General features: G+C 72.7%; 16 protein-coding genes. 11 read left to right on the top strand and 5 right to left on the bottom strand.

Annotated elements, in window-relative coordinates:
• Positions 1–14 precede the first annotated feature (14 nt).
• The 3 genes from LCD31_RS01545 to LCD31_RS01535 form a co-directional block, all read right to left on the bottom strand.
• Entirely contained in the window at positions 15–539 is a 525-nt protein-coding gene (locus LCD31_RS01545; RefSeq protein ID WP_224955584.1) for a phage tail protein, read from the bottom strand.
• Between the two features lie 18 nt (positions 540–557).
• Entirely contained in the window at positions 558–2405 is a 1848-nt protein-coding gene (locus tag LCD31_RS01540; protein ID WP_224955583.1) for a phage tail sheath C-terminal domain-containing protein, read from the bottom strand.
• Positions 2406–2764: 359 nt separating this feature from the next.
• Positions 2765–3772, bottom strand: coding sequence for a glutathione S-transferase family protein (locus tag LCD31_RS01535; RefSeq protein ID WP_224955582.1), 1008 nt, complete (start codon positions 3770–3772; stop codon positions 2765–2767).
• A gap of 262 nt (positions 3773–4034) precedes the next feature.
• Here LCD31_RS01535 and LCD31_RS01530 point away from each other — a divergent pair, with 262 nt between their 5' ends.
• The 3 genes from LCD31_RS01530 to LCD31_RS01520 all read left to right on the top strand — a co-directional run bounded on the left by LCD31_RS01530 (position 4035) and on the right by LCD31_RS01520 (position 6289).
• The gene (locus LCD31_RS01530) at positions 4035–4565 is read left to right on the top strand and encodes a PadR family transcriptional regulator (protein WP_224955581.1); all 531 of its coding nucleotides are present in this window, start codon (positions 4035–4037) and stop codon (positions 4563–4565) included.
• On the top strand, positions 4562–5779 hold the full coding sequence (locus LCD31_RS01525) for a cytochrome P450 (RefSeq protein ID WP_224955580.1): 1218 nt from the start codon (positions 4562–4564) through the stop codon (positions 5777–5779). Before LCD31_RS01530 ends, LCD31_RS01525 begins: the two co-directional genes overlap by 4 nt.
• A 114-nt stretch (positions 5780–5893) precedes the next feature.
• Positions 5894–6289, top strand: coding sequence for a Rid family hydrolase (locus LCD31_RS01520; RefSeq protein ID WP_224955579.1), 396 nt, complete (start codon positions 5894–5896; stop codon positions 6287–6289).
• 9 nt (positions 6290–6298) lie between these two features.
• Here LCD31_RS01520 and LCD31_RS01515 read toward each other — a convergent pair whose 3' ends face one another.
• Positions 6299–7042: a FadR/GntR family transcriptional regulator gene (locus LCD31_RS01515; RefSeq protein ID WP_224955578.1), complete on the bottom strand. Its 744-nt coding sequence runs from the start codon at positions 7040–7042 to the stop codon at positions 6299–6301.
• Between the two features lie 354 nt (positions 7043–7396).
• Here LCD31_RS01515 and LCD31_RS01510 point away from each other — a divergent pair, with 354 nt between their 5' ends.
• From LCD31_RS01510 to LCD31_RS01485, 6 genes are read left to right on the top strand one after another with little or no spacing between them, the layout of a single operon-like run.
• Entirely contained in the window at positions 7397–8743 is a 1347-nt protein-coding gene (locus tag LCD31_RS01510) for an MFS transporter (protein WP_224955577.1), read from the top strand.
• A gap of 31 nt (positions 8744–8774) precedes the next feature.
• Positions 8775–10490 carry a dihydroxyacetone kinase family protein gene (locus LCD31_RS01505; protein WP_224955576.1) on the top strand — a complete coding sequence of 572 codons (1716 nt, stop codon included), beginning with the start codon at positions 8775–8777 and terminating at the stop codon, positions 10488–10490.
• Positions 10491–10526: 36 nt separating this feature from the next.
• Positions 10527–10997 (top strand): ribose-5-phosphate isomerase, encoded by a 471-nt coding sequence (locus tag LCD31_RS01500; protein WP_224955575.1) that lies wholly within the window; start codon positions 10527–10529, stop codon positions 10995–10997.
• Positions 10994–11767: a triose-phosphate isomerase family protein gene (locus tag LCD31_RS01495; RefSeq protein ID WP_224955574.1), complete on the top strand. Its 774-nt coding sequence runs from the start codon at positions 10994–10996 to the stop codon at positions 11765–11767. The genes LCD31_RS01500 and LCD31_RS01495 overlap by 4 nt, the downstream gene beginning before the upstream one ends.
• Positions 11764–12561: a sugar phosphate isomerase/epimerase gene (locus LCD31_RS01490; RefSeq protein WP_224955573.1), complete on the top strand. Its 798-nt coding sequence runs from the start codon at positions 11764–11766 to the stop codon at positions 12559–12561. The genes LCD31_RS01495 and LCD31_RS01490 overlap by 4 nt, the downstream gene beginning before the upstream one ends.
• On the top strand, positions 12558–13415 hold the full coding sequence (locus LCD31_RS01485; protein ID WP_224955572.1) for a phosphogluconate dehydrogenase C-terminal domain-containing protein: 858 nt from the start codon (positions 12558–12560) through the stop codon (positions 13413–13415). The genes LCD31_RS01490 and LCD31_RS01485 overlap by 4 nt, the downstream gene beginning before the upstream one ends.
• 149 nt (positions 13416–13564) lie before the next feature.
• Here LCD31_RS01485 and LCD31_RS01480 read toward each other — a convergent pair whose 3' ends face one another.
• On the bottom strand, positions 13565–14455 hold the full coding sequence (locus LCD31_RS01480; RefSeq protein WP_224955571.1) for a CoA ester lyase: 891 nt from the start codon (positions 14453–14455) through the stop codon (positions 13565–13567).
• Positions 14456–14921: 466 nt separating this feature from the next.
• Here LCD31_RS01480 and LCD31_RS01475 point away from each other — a divergent pair, with 466 nt between their 5' ends.
• A complete protein-coding gene (locus LCD31_RS01475) occupies positions 14922–16862 on the top strand; it encodes an ATP-binding protein (RefSeq protein ID WP_224955570.1) in 1941 nt (646 codons plus the stop codon).
• A gap of 26 nt (positions 16863–16888) precedes the next feature.
• Positions 16889–18340: an ABC transporter substrate-binding protein gene (locus LCD31_RS01470; RefSeq protein ID WP_224955569.1), complete on the top strand. Its 1452-nt coding sequence runs from the start codon at positions 16889–16891 to the stop codon at positions 18338–18340.
• Positions 18341–18361: the final 21 nt, after the last annotated feature.

The following is an 18361-nucleotide window of genomic DNA, read 5'->3' as shown; positions in this document are numbered from 1 at the left end:
CGTCCGCCGTGCGGCTAGGCGGGATTGGTGAACGCCGGTTCCGTCGGCTCCGGGACCTCGTAGTCCCGTTCCCAGCCCTCGCACTCCAGCTTCAGGCTCTGGATCGCCACCGCGTTCGCGTTCGCGTCCAGCTCGCCCAGCACCTGGTACTCGCTGGGCCAGGTGCGGTACAGCTTGTGCGAGACGGCGACCTGCCCGGCCTCGTTGAGCAGCTGGATGACGATGTCCTTGCGGAAGTCCGCGAGCGACACCTCCGACCCGAGCCCGGCGCCGACCTGCCAGACCTTGTTGGCCCACCGGTCGAACTCCGGGTCGTGGGTGACCCCGCGTTCCAAGGTGATGCCCTCGAACTCGGACCGCCCGGGCGCCTTGCGCGGTGAGCTCGGGTCGCCGCCGTGGCGGTGCTTGACCACCTCGGTGGTGCGCTTCAGCGGGCTGATCTTGCTGACGCCCGCCACGGTGCGCCCGTCCCAGAGGACGAGGAACTTGAAGTTCTTGTACGGGTCGAAGCGGTGGGCGTTGATCTGGAACTCGGCCATGCTCACTCCTCCGGTTCGCTACGCCTGCGGGAGGCCGGCGAACTGCTGGATGGTCACGATCACGAACTCGGCGGGCTTCGTCGGGGCGATGCCGACGACGACGTTGACGACTCCGCGGTCGACGTCCTCCTGCGTGGTGGTGTCGGCGTCGCACTTGACGAAGTACGCCTCGCGGGGCGTACCGCCCTGGAACGCGCCCTGCCGGAACAGGGTGTGCAGGTAGGCGGAGGTGTTGAGCCGGATCTGCTGCCACAGCTGCTCGGTGTTCGGTTCGAACACCGCCCACTGCAAGCCGCGGCGCAGGCTCTCCTCCACGTGCAGCGCCAGCCGCCGCACCGGCAGGTACTTCCACTCCGAGTCGGCCGCGTCCGAACCCGCGAGGGTCCGCGCGCCCCACACGACCGCGCCCACCACGGGGAAGCTGCGCAGGCAGTTCACCCCGAGCGGGTTGAGCAGGCCGCTCTCCCGGTCGGTGAGCCGCACCGACGGCGATCGCACCCCGAGCAGCTTGGCCTCGGTCCCCGCGGGCGCCTTCCACACGCCGCGCTCGGCGTCGGTGCGGGCGATGACCCCGGCGACCGCCCCGCACGGCGGGAAGGACCGCAGCCGCCCGGACAGCGGGTCGACCAGTTGCAGGTGCGGGAAGAACAGACCGGCGTGGTCGCTGCGCACCGGGTCGAACGCGGCGATCCCGGCGCGCACCGCATCCACCCCGGACCACGCCGCCGGCGCGTCCACCAGCAGGAAGATCCGACGCTCGCGGCAGATCCGGTCGGCGGCGGTGAGCACCGCCAGCACGTCCTCAGTGGACTCGTACCCGGCGAGTTCGGGCAGTGCCAGCAGGTTCACATCGTCCACGTCGCGCAGCGCCTGCAACCCGGTCTTGCGCGCCTCGCTGCCGATGAGGTCGCGCGGTCCGGGCGGGTCGCCGTCCTCCCCGCACTCCAGCGGGAACACCGGCGGGCGCACCGTCTCGTCGAGCCCGAGGTCCCCGGCGCACTCGCCGCGGAACCGGACCTCGTCGGCCGGGTCGGTGGAACCGGCGACGGTCTGCAGCCGGTCGCCGAACGCGGTGACGGTCGCCCCGGCGAACGCGCGCCTGCCCGGCGCGTCCGGCAGCGAGCGCAGCTTGCGCTCCAGCAGCAGCGCCAGTTCGGCGACGGTGCACGGCGCCTCGCCGTCCACGTCCTCCTCGTAGAGGGTGAAGTCCCGCTCCACGTCGCCGATCTTCGCGGTGAGCTCCACGTTCAGGTCGGGCAGCTCGCCGTCGAACGGGCGGGAGACGGTGCCGCTCGCGGCGGGCAGCCCCGAATCCAGCACTTCGACGCGGATCAGCGCCGAGGACGAGTTCACCGCGGTCTCCGCGTACCGGCCGTGCCCGGGATCCAGCGACAGGCCGCCGAAGGATTCGCGGGCGCCGACCCGCGCGTCGGCGACGTGCAGGTTGAACGTCTCCTCCGGGTGGTTCGTGTCGTGGTCGACGGTGACGTGCAGGCCGTTGCCCCACGCACCCGGTTCCTTCGCGTGCACCGCGAGCACCGGGCAGTCCTTGCGCCGGTCACCGGCGTGCAGCACCACCGAGGCGGCCTTGCCGCTGCCTCGGGCGGCGACGCGCACGACGACCGCGATCGTGCCGCCGCCGGCGAAGAACTGGTGCACCGCGTAACCGAGCGCGCCGCGTGAGGTGAGCCCGCCGAAGCGGCGCTCGAACTCGGCGAAGCTGGTCACCCGGACCGGCTCGTTCAGCGGCCCGCGGCGGGTGTGCCCGACGAACGCGGTCACCGAGGTGGTGACGGTGGAGATGGTGCGCGCGCTGCTCGGGATCTCCTCGACGTGGACACCTGGATAGGACGTGTTCGTCGGCATGCCCCTCCCATTCCTCCACGCGCCGGAAAGCGCGCGGGGTCAGGGGGAAAGGCAGTGGAACGTGGGGCGCGAAAAGCGCTCGACCCGGAAATGCCGGGTCGCGAGATGAGACCATTCCCCCAATGGCTGTTCGGAGCAGTGGAGCTCCGATCGTTCGCGCGTCGAGCAGGGCCGGGACCCCTTCCCGGCTGGCGACCTGCTGGAACCGGTGCGCGAGCCCAGTTTCTTGAGATCGCACTCGGAGGTCAAGCGGTTTTCACGAATGGCCCAGCAACCCGAAGATCAGCGATTCGAAGAATCAGCCGGGGTGCGCCGAACGGCGCAATCGAATGTGTTGGTTCGAGTGAATCGGGAAATGCTCACCGGGGCTCGGCGATCGAGGGCACCCGTTCCGCGATCGGCGGCGGACCGGGCGGGGTCCCGTCGCCGAAGGGGCGGCCACCGAGCTCTTCGCGGCCGTGCGGGCTCAGCCAGCCCGACGGGTCCGGCCCCTTCGGCACGATCCCGGTCGGGTTGATCTCGGTGTGCACCCCGTAGTAGTGCTGCTTGATCTGCTCGAAGTCGATGGTGTCGCCGAATCCCGGCGTCTGGAACAGGTCGCGCGCGTAGGACCACAGCACCGGCATGTCGGTGAGCGTGGACCGGTTGCACTTGAAGTGCCCGTGGTAGGCGGCGTCGAAGCGCACCAGCGTCACCCAGAACCGCACGTCGGCCTCGGTGATCGTGTCGCCGACGAGGTAGCGCTGCCCGGCGAGCCGCTCGGACAGCGCGTCCAGCCGGGCGAACAGCGCGTCGTAGGCCTGCTCGTACGGCCCTTGGGCCTTCGCGAACCCGCACTTGTAGACGCCGTTGTTGACGTCGTGGAACAGCTGACCGGAGATCTCAGCGATCTCGTCGCGGTGCGCGGCGGGGAACAGGTCGGGCGCACCGGGCCGGTGGTGCGCGGTCCACTGCGTGGCGAGGTCGAATTCGAGGTCCTGGTAGGCGTTGGTGACGACCTTCCCGGTGGGGATCTCGACGACCGCGGGCACGGTCACGCCCTTGTCGTAGCCCGGGATCGCCCGCTCGTAGGCCTCGCGCAGCCATTCGATGCCGAGCACCGGGTCCACGCCGCCGGGGTCGAGGTGGAAGCGCCAGCTGCGGTCGTCGTGCAACGGGCCGGCGATGCCCAGCGACAGCACCGGTTCCAGGCCGAGCAGCCTGCGCACGATGATCACGCGGTTCGCCCACGGGCAGGCGCGGGCGCCGATGAGCCGGTACCGGTGCGGTTCGACGGGCCACGGGGAGCTCCCGTCGGCGGTGATCCGCTCCTGCACGCCCAGCGGTTCGCGGACGAACTCGTCGGTCGAGGACTGCGCGGCTCCCACGATGCGACCCCCTTGCGGCTGCGGCCGGACTCCGCCCGACCCTACGCCGCCGAACGGCCCAGCGTTCACCGCCGAACGGGCACGCCCCCACCACCCCAGGTGAGCGCCCCGCCGGACCGAGCGAGGCGAACGGGCCACTCACCTGGAACGGCCCCGCGGGCGAGTGGCCCACCAGACCGAGCAGGCGGGGGCGAAGGGGCGCTCGCCTGGGGGACGGTGCGGGAGGTCGACCTCCAGGGTGACCTAGGTTATCGTGACTTAGGTGTGGATCGACGTCCTGCTGCTGGCCCATCTCGCCAAGGAGCCCTCGCACGGCTACGAACTGCGGAAACGGGTGGAGGAAGGAACCGGGTTCGCGCTGTCGAACAACTCGCTCTACCCGGCGCTGCGGCGGTTCACCGAAGCCGCGGCCGTCACCCGCTCCGCCGAGCCGCAGGTGGGCCGGCCGCCGCGCAACGTCTACACGATCACCGAGGTCGGCCGGGAGCTGCTGCACGACATGCTCGCGGAGCTGCCCGCCGAACTCGCCGCGGACGAACCGGAGTTCCTCGCCCGCCTGGCGCACTTCGACTGGCTGACCGCCGACGAGCGCCTCGGCGTCGTCGAGTCGCGCCGGTGCGCGCTGCGGCAGCGCCGCGACCGGCTTTCCGCGCTCACCCGCAACGGCGCGAGCGCCTGGGGGCAGGAGGCGCTGGACGAGTCGCTGCGCAGGCTGCGCGCCGAACTGGACTGGCTCGACGGGATCGCCGCCCGGGCCACCGCAGATTCACCACCACAGGAGGAGCACCCATGAGCACCACGGCCGAAGCCCTGCCGCAGCTGCCGTTCGACCGGCCGAACGTGCTGGAGATCGCGCCGCTGTACGAGGTGCTGCGCAAGCAGGCGCCGATCACCCGGGTGCGCACGCCCGCCGGGGACCCGGCGTGGCTGATCACCTCGTTCGAGGAGGCGCGCGCCGTGTTCGGCGACGGGCGGTTCGGCCGCTCCCACCCGGCTCCGGAGCAGGCCTCGATGATCTCCGACGCGGGCGTCCTCAACGGACCGAACGGCGACTACGACACCGAGCAGGCCCGGCACAACCGGATGCGCAAGCTGCTCACCCCCGCGTTCTCCGCGAAGCGGATGCGGCTGCTCACCGACCACGTGCAGGACCTGGTGCGGGGCTGCCTGGACTCGCTGCAGGCCGCGCACGACGCGGACCCGGATTCCCCGGTGGACCTGCACGAGCACCTGTCGTTCCCGTTGCCGGTGCTGGTGATCTGCGAACTCCTCGGAGTGCCGTTCGAGGACCGCGAGTACTTCGCCGGGCTCTCCGACCGGATGAGCCGGCTGGGCACCGGCGACGCCGCGCAGGCCGCGCGGGCCGAGCTGGCCGAGTACATGGCCCGGCTCGCCGAGGCGAAGCGGCACTCCCCCGGCGAGGACGTGGTCACCGACCTGGTGCGGGCGCAGGAGGCCGACCCGGACTTCGACGACGGCGAGCTGTCCAGGCTCGCCTCCGGCCTGCTGTTCGCCGGGCACGAGACCACGGTGACGCGCATCGACCTCGGGGTGCTCCTGCTGCTGACCGACCTGGATCGCCGGGACGAGTTCGCCGCCGACCCGGCCGGCCGGGTGCAGCAGACCGTGGAGGAGATCCTGCGGGTCGCCGACCCCAGCGGCCTCGGCCTGCTGCGCTACGCCCACGAGGACGTGGAGGTCGGCGGGCAGCTCATCGCGCGCGGTGACGCGGTGCTCATCCCGACCGGTGCGGCGAACCGCGACGAGTCGGTGTACGGCGAGCCGGAGCACTTCGACCCGGAGCGCAAGCCGAACGTGCACCTGACCTTCGGGCACGGCATGCACTTCTGCATCGGCGCGAGCCTGGCGCGCACCGAGCTGAAGGTGGTGTTCACCGAGCTGTTCCAGCGGTTCCCGAAGCTGCGGCTGGCGGTGGACGTCGACGACCTCGACGTCCGCTCCGACCGGGTGACCGGCGGCGTGAAGGCCCTGCCGGTCACCTGGTGAGCGAACCGGTGCACGTCCCGGACGGGACGTGCACCGGCACCCCACCGCCGAGCGCGTCCCGGCCGGAATGCCGACAATGCGGCGGACGGACGGCCGAGGACCTGGGGGCTCATCGTGCGACGCGAGGACATCGGACCGCGGTACTTCGGCGAGCGGCTCGGCTACGAGCACGCGGTGCTGCTCGAACGCCCGGAGCGGTGGCTCCTGATCGCGGGGCACGAGTCCCGCGCCGACGACGGCTCGATCGCGCACCGCGGGGACCTGCGGGCGCAGCTGGAGCTCACCTTCCAGCGCATCCGGGAGACCTCGGCCGAGGCCGGGTTCACCCTCGCCGACGTGGTGCAGCTGCGCATCCACGCGATCGACATCCGCGCGGTGACGGCGAACTACGACGTGATCACCGGAATCCTGGCCGCGCACGACTGCCGCCCGACCAGCACCTTGATCCAGGTCGCCGCCCTCTCCGACCCCGACATGCTCGTCGAGATCGAGGGCATCGCCGCCCGGTGACCGGCCCCGTCACGTCTCCTGGCCGAAGTGCTCGGTGAGCCGTCCTGCGGCGGTCCGCATGTGGGCGCTCATGGCTTCGGCGGCGGCGTCCGGGTCGCCGTCGCGCAGGGCCGCGTAGACCAGTTCGTGCTCGGCGAGGGCGAGGTCGGCGTGGCCCTGGTCGGCCAGCGCCCGCTCCACCCACAGCCGCAATAGCGAGCGCACGTTCTGCAGCAGCTGCTGCAGCACCACGTTCCCGGAGGCCACCGCGATCCGCAGGTGGAACAGCCGGTCGGCCTCGACGAACTTGTCCAGTTCGGTGCGGTTCTCCCGCATCCCGTCCAGCTGGGCGGCGAGGTCGGCGAGGTCGTCGTCGGTGCGGCGGACGGCGGCGCTGCGCACGGCGAGCACCTCCAGCCCGTTGCGCACCTCGACGAGTTCGCGGGTGCGCGGCTCGCCGAGCATGAGCCCCCAGCTCAGCGTCTGCGGCAGCAGTTCGGAGGCGCTGCCGCGCAGGTAGGTGCCGGAGCCGGGCCGCACGTCGACGATGCCGAGGATCTCCAGCGCCGCCAGCGCTTCCCGGATCGCGGAGCGCCCGACGCCGAGGGAGGCGGCGAGGCTGCGCTCGGGCGGCAGCCGGGTGCCGGGCTCCAGGTCGCCGGTGGTGAACAGGTCCAGCAGCCGCTTGGCGACCGCGGAGACGGCCGTACCCGCGGGCACGGTGCCGAGGGCGGCGCCGAACGCGGCATCGGGGTTTTCCGGGTACGGAGGCATGGGCACGCATCCTATCTGCCGGTCTCGGCGCTCCTCGTGCGATGAGTTCCCGTGGCGGGACCCGCCGCCCGCGGGTGGACTCGTGCCGCGGCGAGCGCGCGGCGCGGAACCTCGGCGGGCCCGCGGCCGGGATCACCACGCTGCGCCACCGGTTCGGGAGCAGACGGTAGCCACCCGAAACGAAATTGGTCAACCGGTTGACAGGTTGCTCGACGCTCCAGATACTGACCCGAACGGCGACGCCCCGCCGCGGACCGGACCCGGCCCCGCGCCCGCGCCTCGCCCGGACAGGGATCGCCCGGAACCCCCGCTCCGGCCGCGGTCCTCGCCCGCACCCGCTTCAAAGGAGTCAATGTGGACACCTCGACCGCCGCGCAGCAGCGCGGTCCGGGGGTGGAGAAGTCGGCCATTCGCAAGGTCGCCGTCCGCCTCGTGCCGTTCGTGGCCTTGATGTTCTTCGTCAACTACCTCGACCGGACGGCGATCAGCTTCGCCGCGCCGAACGGGATGCGCGACGACCTGGCGCTGTCCGCCGCCCAGTTCGGCTTCGCCTCCGGCGTGTTCTTCGTCGGCTACCTGCTGCTGGAAGTGCCCAGCAACATCGCGCTGAACAAGTTCGGCGCCCGCCGCTGGCTCGCCCGGATCATGGTCAGCTGGGGCGTGGTGGCGCTGCTGTTCACCTGGGTGCAGGACTTCACCCAGCTCGCCGTGCTGCGCTTCCTGCTCGGCGTCGCCGAAGCCGGGTTCTTCCCCGGTGCCGTGCTGTTCCTGAGCCTGTGGGTGCCCGCCCGGCACCGCGGCAAGATCCTCGCGCTGTTCTACCTCGCGCAGCCGCTGACCACCGTCATCGGCGCCCCGCTGGCCGGCTGGCTCATCCAGCAGCACGGGGTGTTCGGGCTGGAGGGCTGGCGCTTCATGTTCTTCGGCGTCGCGATCCCGGCCATCGTGCTCGGCGTCGTCGCCTGGTTCTACCTCGCCGACGACCCGCGCGAAGCGAAGTGGCTGACCGCGGCCGAGAAGGACTGGCTGACCGGCGAACTCGCCGCCGAGAAGGAGCACACGGCCGCCGAATCCGGGCACCACGGCCTCCGCTCGGTGTTCGGCAACGGCCGGGTGTGGACGCTGGCGATGTTGTACTTCGGGTTCATCTACGGGCTCTACACGCTCGCGTTCTTCCTCCCCGCGATCATCGGCGACTTCGAGCAGCGGTTCGGCACCACGTTCGGCGTGTTCGAGAAGGGCCTCATCACCGCGGTCCCGTACCTGCCCGCGGCGATCGTGCTGTACCTGTGGTCTCGGGACGCCACCCGGCGCGGGCTGCGGTCCTGGCACATCACCGTGCCCGCCGTCGTGGGCGCGGTCAGCGTGCCGCTGGCGCTGTTCGCCGGCTCCCCCGTGCTGACCATCGCGATCATCACCGTCACCGCCTGCGCGATCTTCGCGGCGCTGCCGAACTTCTGGACGCTGCCCACGAAGTTCCTCACCGGCGTGGCCGCCGCCGCGGGCATCGCGCTGATCAACACGCTGGGCAACCTGGCCGGGTTCCTCGCGCCGTACGTGACCGGCGCGCTGTTCGACTGGACCGGCTCCTACGTGGTGCCGATGTTCGTCGTCGGCGCGTTCCTGCTGCTGTCCGCCGTGCTGATGGTGCTGCTCACGCGCACCGAGCGGGCCGACCGCCGCGTGCCCGCCGCCGAGTGACCACCGTCCCCCCGTTCCCGTAGGAGAGCTCATGGCCCGCCTGTTCAACGACCCCGGCTCGTTCGCCGAGGAGATGCTGGAAGGTTTCGCCGCCGCCCAGGCGCACCGGGTGCGCCGGGTGCCCGGCGGAGTGGTCCGCCGCGACCGAGCCCGCAGCGGCGAGGTGGCCGTCGTCATCGGCGGCGGCTCCGGGCACTACCCCGCGTTCAGCGGCCTGGTCGGCGACGGCCTCGCGCACGGGGCTGCGATGGGGAACCTGTTCGCCTCGCCGTCCGCGCAGCAGGTGCGCTCGGTGGCGACCTCGGCGCACAACGGCGGCGGAGTGCTGCTGTGCTACGGGAACTACGCCGGGGACGTGCTGCACTTCGGCCTCGCCGAGCAGCGGCTGCGCGGTGACGGCATCGACTGCCGCACCGTGGTCGTCACCGACGACGTCTCCAGCGCCCCGGCCGACGAGCGGGACAAGCGGCGCGGCGTCGCAGGCGACCTGGTGGTGTTCAAGGCCGCGGCGGCGGCCGCCGCGGCCGGCTACGACCTCGCCGAGGTGGCGCGGGTCGCCGCGCACGCCAACGACCGCACCCGCTCCTTCGGTGTCGCCTTCGGCGGCTGCACCCTGCCCGGCGCGGACGAGCCGCTGTTCACCGTGCCGGACGGGAAGATGGCCGTGGGGCTGGGGATCCACGGCGAACCGGGCATCGCCGAACAGGACGTGCCGAGCGCCGACGAGCTCGCCGAGCTGTTCGTGCGCACCCTGCTCGCCGAGGTCCCCGACGGCGTCGAGGTCGCCGGATCGCGGGTCGTGGTGCTGCTCAACGGGCTCGGTTCGGTGAAGTACGAGGAGCTGTTCGTGGTGTACCGCCGGGTCGCCGCGCTGCTCGCCGAAGCCGGGGTGGAGGTCGTCGAACCCGAGGTCGGCGAGCTGGTGACCAGCTTCGACATGGCGGGCGCCTCCCTCACGCTGTGCTGGCTGGACGAGGAGCTGGAGCGGTTCTGGCGCGCCCCCGCCGATTCGGCCGCCTACCGCAAGACCCCGGCGGTCGCCGCCGCGGACGTCGAGGCGGGCGAGGACTTCGTGGCGCTGGACGTGATCCCGCCCGCCACCGGCGAATCGCGGGAGTCGGCGCGCTGCGCGCTGGCCGCGCTCGAAGCCGTGAAGTCCACTGTGGACGACAATGTGGCGGAGCTGGGCCGGATCGACGCCGTCGCGGGCGACGGCGACCACGGCATCGGCATGCAGCGCGGCGCGGACGCGGCCGTGGCCGCCGCCCGCGAGGCCGTCGAACGCGGTGCGGGCGCGGGCAGCACCCTCAACCGCGCCGCCGACGCCTGGGCCGACCGGGCCGGCGGCACCTCGGGTGCGTTGTGGGGCGTGGCGCTGCGGGCGATCGGCGCCGAGTTCGGCGACGAGACCGCTCCCGGTCCGCGCACCACCGGCGCCGCCGTGCGCGCCGCCGCCGACGCGGTGGTGCGGCTCGGCAAGGCCGAGCTCGGCGACAAGACCATGGTCGACGTGCTGGTGCCCTTCGCCGACGAGCTGGAATCCGCGCTCACCGCCGGATCCGGCCTCGCCACCGCGTGGGACGCCGCCGCCACCACCGCCGCGAAGGCCGCGGAGGCCACCGCCTCGCTGCGCCCACTGCGCGGCCGCGCCCGCCCGCTGGCGGAGAAGAGCCTCGGCACCCCGGACGCGGGGGCCGTCTCGCTGTCGCTGATCACCCGCGCGGTGCACGCCGTGCTCGCCAGGTGACAACCCGAAACCCGTTGCGGTGAGAGGAGAAATCGCGTGAGCGACAAGCTGCGCATCGTGGTCGGCTCGGACGACGCCGGGTTCGACTACAAGGAGGTCCTGAAGCGGGACCTGGACAACAGCGACCTCGTCGAGTCCGTGCGCGACGTCGGCGTGGACGCGGACGGCCACACCCCCTACCCCACCGTCGCCATCGCCGCCGCCGAGCTCGTCGCGGCCGGGGAAGCCGACCGGGCGCTGCTGGTGTGCGGCACCGGGCTGGGCGTGGCGATCGCCGCGAACAAGGTCGAGGGGATCCGCGCCGTCACCGCGCACGACACCTTCTCCGTGGAGCGTGCGATCAAGAGCAACGACGCGCAGGTGCTCACCTTCGGCCAGCGCGTCGTCGGCATCGAACTGGCCCGCAAGCTCGCCGCCGAATGGCTCACCCACCGCTTCGACCCGGAATCGGCGTCGGCGCAGAAGGTCTGCCTGATCACCGACTACGAGAGCGGGTCCGAGCGGTGACCCGGACCATCGGCGTCAGCCTGAAGATGTACTTCGGGCACCAGCGCACGCTCGACTGGTGCGCGGACGTCGCCGAGATCGCCCGCCGCCATCCCGCGGTGCGCGGCGGCGGCGCGGAGCTGTTCGTGCTGCCCTCGTTCCCCGGTCTGCCCCCCGCGCTGGACCTGTTCCGGGACACCCCGGTCGAGGTCGGCGCGCAGGACCTGTTCTGGGAGGACCACGGCGCCTACACCGGCGAGGTCAGCGGCGCGGAGCTGCGCGAACTGGGTTGCCGCCACGTCGAGGTCGGGCACGCCGAGCGGCGCAGGCTGTTCGGCGAGGACGACCGGGTGGTCGCGGCGAAGACGGCGGCGGCGCTGCGCAACGGGCTGACCCCGGTGCTGTGCCTCGGCGAGGAGCGGGCGGGCAGCACCACCGACGCGGTGCGCACCTGCCTGGAGCAGCTGGATTCGGCGCTCGACGCGGCCCGCGCAGCGGCCCGCGTCGGGGCGGTCGTCATCGCCTACGAACCGCAGTGGGCGATCGGCGCCGCCGAACCCGCCGAACCCGAGTTCATCGGCGCGGTGTGCGGCAAACTGCGCAACGCGCTGGACGCCGAACCGGTGCTGGCGGGCAGCCGCGTCATCTACGGCGGCAGCGCCGGGCCGGGGCTGCTCAGCACGCTCGGCGACGCGGCGGACGGGCTGTTCCTCGGCCGGTTCGCGCACGACCCGGCGGCACTGGAGCGGATCCTGGACGAGGTCGTCGCGCTGGACGGGGTGTCGGCATGATCGGGCTGAGCACCTACGCCTACTTCTGGCAGTGGTCCGACCAGGTTCCGGAACCGCTGTCGCTGACCGGGATGCTCGCGGACACCGCGGCGCAGGGCGCGGAGCTGTTCCAGATCTGCGACTACCCGCCGCTGGAGTCGATGACCGACGCCGAGCTGGACGAGGCGCGGGACGAGGCGCGTCGACTGGGGGTGCGCCTCGAACTGGGCACCCGCGGGCTGCGACCGGAGCACCTGCGCCGCTACCTGGAGCTGGCCGGGCGGCTGGACGCCTCGCTGGTGCGGTCGATGCTCTACTCCGCCGACAGCAGGCCGACCCCCGACGAGGCCGAGGCCTACCTGCGGGAGGTCGTGCCGGAGTACGCGGCGGCGGGCGTGACGATCGCGCTGGAGACCTACGAGCAGGTCCCCACCCGCGTGCTCGTCGACCTGGTGGACCGCGTCGGCGACGAGCACCTGGGCATCTGCCTGGACCCGGCGAACGTGGTGGCCGCGCTGGAACTGCCCGGCGACGTGATCGAGCTGACCGCCCCGCACGTGAAGAACGTGCACGTCAAGGACTTCGCCTTCACCCGCTCCGCCGGGTGGGTGGGGTTCGCGCTGACCGGCGCCCGGCTGGGCACCGGACAGCTGGACCGGGCGCACGAGGTGCGCGCGGTGCGCGCCGCCGAACGCGGCATCAACGAGGTCGTCGAGCACTGGCTGCCCTGGCAGGGCGATGCGGCGACGACCTGCGCGGTCGAACGGGAGTGGACCGCGCACAACCTGGACTACCTGAGGAGTGAGCGGACATGACGGATGCGAAGCTGACGATCGCGGTCATCGGCGCGGGCGGCAAGATGGGCATGCGGGTGTCGAACAACCTGCAGCGCACCGAGCACACCGTGTTCTACAGCGAGAACTCCCCCGCCGGGCAGGAGCGCGTCACCGAGGCCGGTCGCGCGGTCACCGAGACCTCGGCCGCGATCGCCGACGCCGACGTGGTCATCCTCGCCGTCCCGGACATCGTGCTGGGCAAGGTGTCCGAGGAGGTCGTGCCGCAGCTGCGCGCCGGTTCCGTCGTGGTCACCCTCGACCCGGCCGCGGCGTACGCGAACCTGCTGGCCAAGCGCGAGGACCTGGAGTACGTGGTCGCGCACCCCTGCCACCCGTCGGTGTTCCTGCAGCGCCGCACCCCGGAGGAGCTGGCCGACACCTTCGGCGGCATCGCCGCGCCGCAGGAGGTCGTGGCCGCCATCGAGTCCGGTGACGAGGAGCGCCGCGCCGTCGCCGAGTCGGTGATCCGCGCGATGTACGCGCCGGTGGTGGACGTGCACTGGGTGACGGTGAAGCAGCTGGCCTACCTGGAGCCGACGCTGGTGGAGACGGTGGCCTGCATGGTGGGCGATCTGCTCAAGGAGGCGCTGCACGAGACGGTGCACACCGTGGGCGTCCCGGAGGCGGCCGCGCGCGCGATGCTGCTCGGCCACACTCAGGTGGCGCTGGCGAACACCCTCAAGGGCGACAACCCGTTCTCCGACGCGTGCCTGATCGCGATGGACTACGGCCGCGAGTCGATCATCAAGGACGACTGGAAGAAGATCTTCGACGACGAGCAGCTGGACGCCGTGATCACCCGGATGCTGAAGCTGGACCGCATCGAGCGCTGATCCGCCCGGCCACCCCGCCCGGCCGCTCGGGCGCCACCTGCCGGTCGGCGCGGGGACGACGAACGCACCGCCCTCCTCCGGGGCGGTGCGTTCGTGCTTCCGGGCCGTTGTCCGATCGCCGGGCCGTTGTCAGATCGCCGAGGCCGTTGTCAGATCGCCCGGGCCGCCGCGGGGGCCGGGGCCGGCGCTCCGGTGGGGCGGGCGCGCTGCAGGTAGCGGCGGATGCGGGCGGCGTCGGCCTCGTCCTCCGGGGTGCCGCTCGCCGCACCGTCGCGCGCCGCGCTGGCCTTGAGGACCGCGTGTGCCCAGGACAGCTCCTGCTCGGTCGGCGCGAACGCGTCGTTGATCGTGGCGATCTGCTCCGCGGTGACCGCGGCCTTCGAGGTGAACCCGGCGCGGGCGGCGCGCAGCGTCTCGGCCGCCAGCGCGTCCGGGTCCCCGCCGCCGAAGTGCGGCGAGTCGATGACGACGACGTCGGCGGACGTCGCGGCAAGTACCGCGGAATCGCGCACGGAGCGCATGGCCTCCGGGTCCCCCGGCGTGCCGAGGTCGGCGACCACGTCCGCCGCACCGACGAGCACGCCGACCACGCGGGTCTGCGAGGCGAGGATCCGCGGCAGGTTGCGCAGCCCGCGGGCGGTTTCGATCAGCGGCACCAGCATGGTGCGGCTGCCCGCCTCGAACAGCAGGTTCTCGATGACGCCGAGCGCGCCCGCGGATTCGGTCCGCGGCAGCACCAGCACGTCCGGCGCGACGTCCGCGGAGAGCAGCGCGGTCAGGTCGGCGAGGCCGACCGCCGTCGAGGCGGCGTTGATCCGCACCGCGGTCACCAGTTCGCCGGGCGGCGCCGCCGCCAGGTGCTCGATGACGAGGGCGCGGGCCGCGGATTTGTCCTGCGGCCGCACGGAATCCTCCAGGTCGAGGATCACCGCGTCGGCGCCGTCGCGCTCCGCCGAGTCGAACTGCTCCGGTCGGGTGCTGGGTGCGTACAACCAGCTGCGGGCGGCGCGCACCGCCGTCTCCACGTCTCCGTCAACCATGTCCGTTCCCCCCAGATCGACCGGTTCCGACGGTACGAGCCAGGTGGATCGACGGCCATTCGACGGCGGGGCGGGGCTGCGCGATTCATCCGCTCCGGGGACGTGCGGTGGTTCCGCTGCGGCGCAACGGTTCCGGCGTTCCGGGCACGGGTTCCGCCGCGACCGGAGCGGCGGATCTCGTGCTGCGACGGCGTTTCCGCGTTCCCGTGGTGCGGCCCGGTGATCGCGGACGGCGCGAGCGCGGCGGCACCGGAGCACCGCCGGGAGGACGCCCGAAAGGCGTACCAGCCGCGAACCGCCCCGATCCGTCGAGACCACAGTGGACGGTCTCGGAAGTGCCGCGCCGCCGGAACCCCGCTACCGCACCGCGACCGGCCTTCATTGACGGTGTGATCGCTTGTGACTACGCTGAGTGGCTGACCGGGGGAAGCAGTCGGTTCAACTGAATGAAGTCGGGGGGCTTCTCGTGGCACTGCGCGCAACCGCGACCGGCACGGGCGACGGGAGACACCTGTTCGGCCGCGAACCCGCGATGCGCCTGGTCCGGGAGTTCGCCGACCGGCCGGGACACGCCAGCAGGCCGCAACCCGTGCTGCTGTTCACCGGTCCGCGCGGCAGCGGCAAGACCGCGTTCCTCGACGCGCTCGCCGACCGCCTGCACGGGCAGGGCCCGTACGCCCGACTGGACTGCGAAGTGCTCGACCCCGCCCGGCTCTCCCTCGCGCACATCGCCGTCGAGCTCGACCGGCACGCACCCGACCCGATCGCGTTCCCCCGGTTCGTCGCCGGGCAGGTGGTCGCCGCCCAGCAGCTCGACGTCGACCCCGGCATCGCCCGCCTCGAAGCCGAACGCGCGCTCCTGGAGCACCGCCGCGCCGACCGGCTGCGCGCACTGCTCGGCGGCCTCCTGCCGCACGCCGAGCACGTCGGGCGGCGGCTCGCCGACGGGGTGCTGCGCGGGCTGGTGTCCTGGCGGCACGGGCACCGGGCGGTGCTCGCCGCCGACTGGTTCGGGCACCAGGACCGCGACCTCGGCCGGGACCCGCTGGACGTGCTCGTCGAGCTCAACCGGCGCGCCCGCACCCCGCAGAACCAGGACGACGCCCGCGACACCGGAGAACTGCTGTGGGCGGCGCTGCTCGCCGACCTGCGCGAGGAGTTCGACCGCGGGACGCGGCGCGCGCGGCGCGGGCTCAACTGCGCGCTGCTGCTCGACGACGTCGACTCCCCCGCCGCGAAGCCCCTCCTCGACGCGCTCGTGCGGGCCCGCAGGCAGTACGCCGCGCACCTGCCCGGCGGCTGCGACCCGCTGACCGTGGTGGCCACCAGCCGGGGGAAGCGCTCCGGCGCCGTCATCGCCACCGGCGAAGCGTCGCCGCTGCGCGACATCGAGCGGATCGAGGCGTCCGGGCCCGAGCCGTACTACGCCGATTTCACCGAGCACGGCGGGAAACCGTGGTACCCGGTGCGGTTGCGCGACCTCACCCGGGACGAGATCGGCAACATGGTCGACGAGCTCGGCCGGTACGCCGGGAACCGGAAGAACCGGGTCGGCGCCGCGATCCTCCGCCTCACCGGCGGGCATCCCGGTGCGACCCGCAGGCTGCTGGAGGAGATCCGGGTCCGGCCGGGCGATCCGGTGGACCTGGGACCGCTGCTCGGCGACGCGCCCCTGCTCGGGCCGGGCGGCTCGTTCGGGCTCGCGGAGCCGTTCCGCGCCGGGCTCGCCGAGGAGGCGCTGCACGACCTGGTGACCTGCGCGGCCGCGCGCCACCAGGTCGAGGCGGAGCGGCTCGTCGCGCACAGCGGCCTCGCCGCCTCCCACGGCGCGCGGGCCGTGTTCGCCCCGGAGCTGTGGGTTCCCGCCGACGACGGGCACCACGTGCTGCCGCCGGTGCTGCGCCGGGTGCTGCTGCGGGAGCTCGCCGCCCGGCCCGAGCAGGAACCCGCGAACTGGACGGCGGTGCACACCTGGTTCCGCGAGACGCTCGCCGACCAGGGCGACGAGGTCGGCGAGCTGTACCACTCGCTCGCGGTCGGCGAAGTGGAGTCCGTGGCGCGGCGGCTCAACACGCTGCTGGCCTACAGCGACCTGCCGACCTGGCTGGATCTGCTCGCCGCGGCCACCGCCGCGCCCAACCGCCTCGACCACGCCGACCCGCAGCTCGACCAGGTGCGTTCGCTGGCCGACTGGACCCATCCCGGTGCCGCGCCGCAGGCCGCGGTCGCTCGGCTGGTCGCGGCGCGGTGGATCGCCGCCGATCCGCTCGGCGACAGCAGGCGGCACGCGCTCTACCTGGAGATCGCCGCCTGCTACGACGAGATCGCACCGCACTCCGGCAGCGGCCTGGCCACGCTGCGCGCCGAATCGGAGAAGTACCGCAGGTGGTCCGAACTGACCGACTGAACCGCGGCCACGAGGAGAGGATCAGCGTGAGCTTCGAACAGCCCCCGCGCCCCCGATGGGGTCTGCGCATCGCACTGGCGGCGGGCAGCGCGCTCGTCCTGGTGCTCGGCGTCGTCACCGTCGTCTGGGCCGTCGCCCCGTGCGACAGCGGGATGTCGCACGTGCGGGGCGAGTGCGTCGGCGTCACCGACGGTTCCGAGGTGTTCTCGCCCGAGCTGGAGGACGTGGAACGGCGGATCGCGGCCGAGAACGACCGGGTCGCCGACGACGACTTCGTCGTCACCGTCGCCGTGCTGATGCCGATGACCGCCGGGGAGGACGACAGCCTCTCCATCTCGCAGATCCGCTCCTACCTGCAAGGCGCGCACGTGGCGCAGGTCAACGCCAACCAGGACCGGCGCGGCCTGAAGGTCCGGCTGGCGCTGGCGAACGAGGGCCGCTACGAGCACGCCTGGAAGGAGGTCACGGAGCGGCTGGTCGACATGGTGGAGCCGGAGAACCTGGTGGCCGTCACCGGTCTCGGGCTCAGCTCCCCCGAAACCGCGCTCGGCGCGCGCGAGCTCGCCGCGGCGGGCATCCCCATGGTCGGCTACCTCAGCGCCGACCGGTTCAACAGCCTCCCCGGCGAGCACGGGCCTGCGATCGCGGGCCTGCACCGGGTGTCGCCGAGCATCGAGCAGGAGCTCGGCACCATCGCGGAGCACTTGGACGAGCTGGTCGGACCGCAGCCGACGGCCCTGCTGGTCCGCGACGGCAACGGCGACGACATCTACACCGCGGACCTGCGGGAGAACTTCCAGGAGAAGTTCGGCGCGGCGTGGCAGCGCAGCGGCCGGACCACCGGCTCCTACACGGGTGGACCGGACGCGTTCGGGCTCGGCACCCAGTTCGAGTACATCGCCGACCGGATCTGCACGTCGGAGGTGAACGTGGTGCTGTACGCGGGACGCAGCAACCTGCTGCCCGACTTCGTCGAGAAGGTCCGCAGGCGCGGCTGCGACCCCCACCGCCACATCACCATCATCACCGGCTCCGAATCCACCGACCTCCACCTGAGCGCCGACCCGGGCACCGCCCCGGTCTCGGTGCTCTACGCCTCGGTGGCCGATCCGGCGGCCCTGGCGGATGCGAGGAACCAGGACCGCCCGCTGTACACGGCCTTCACCGGTGCGCTGCACCGGCTGTTCGACGCGGACGCGCCGGTGTCGAACTGGAGCGTGCTGGGGCACGACGCGACGCTCGCCGCCGTCACCGCCGCGCAGCACGCGGTGGGCCGCCACCCTGGTGTGCCCACCACCAACGGGGTGCTGGCCCACCTGCGGCTGCTCAACCACGAGACGAACAGCGTCGCCGGGGCGAGCGGGCGGTTCACGTTCGACTCCGACAGCGGCGACCGGGTCAGCGGGAGCATCCCGGTGCTGCGCCGTTCCGGGGACGGGCAGGTGGAGGTCGTGGTGCCCGGCGGCGACGCGGGGTGACACCTTCACCCGCCCGTGGAT

Origin of the sequence: Saccharopolyspora sp. 6M, from assembly GCF_020176775.1 — a bacterium.
GTDB classification, from domain to species: Bacteria; Actinomycetota; Actinomycetes; order Mycobacteriales; family Pseudonocardiaceae; genus Saccharopolyspora_C; species Saccharopolyspora_C gregorii.
The sequence above is the reverse complement of the archived record's forward strand: the minus strand, read 5'-3'. Positions and strand labels throughout refer to the sequence as shown.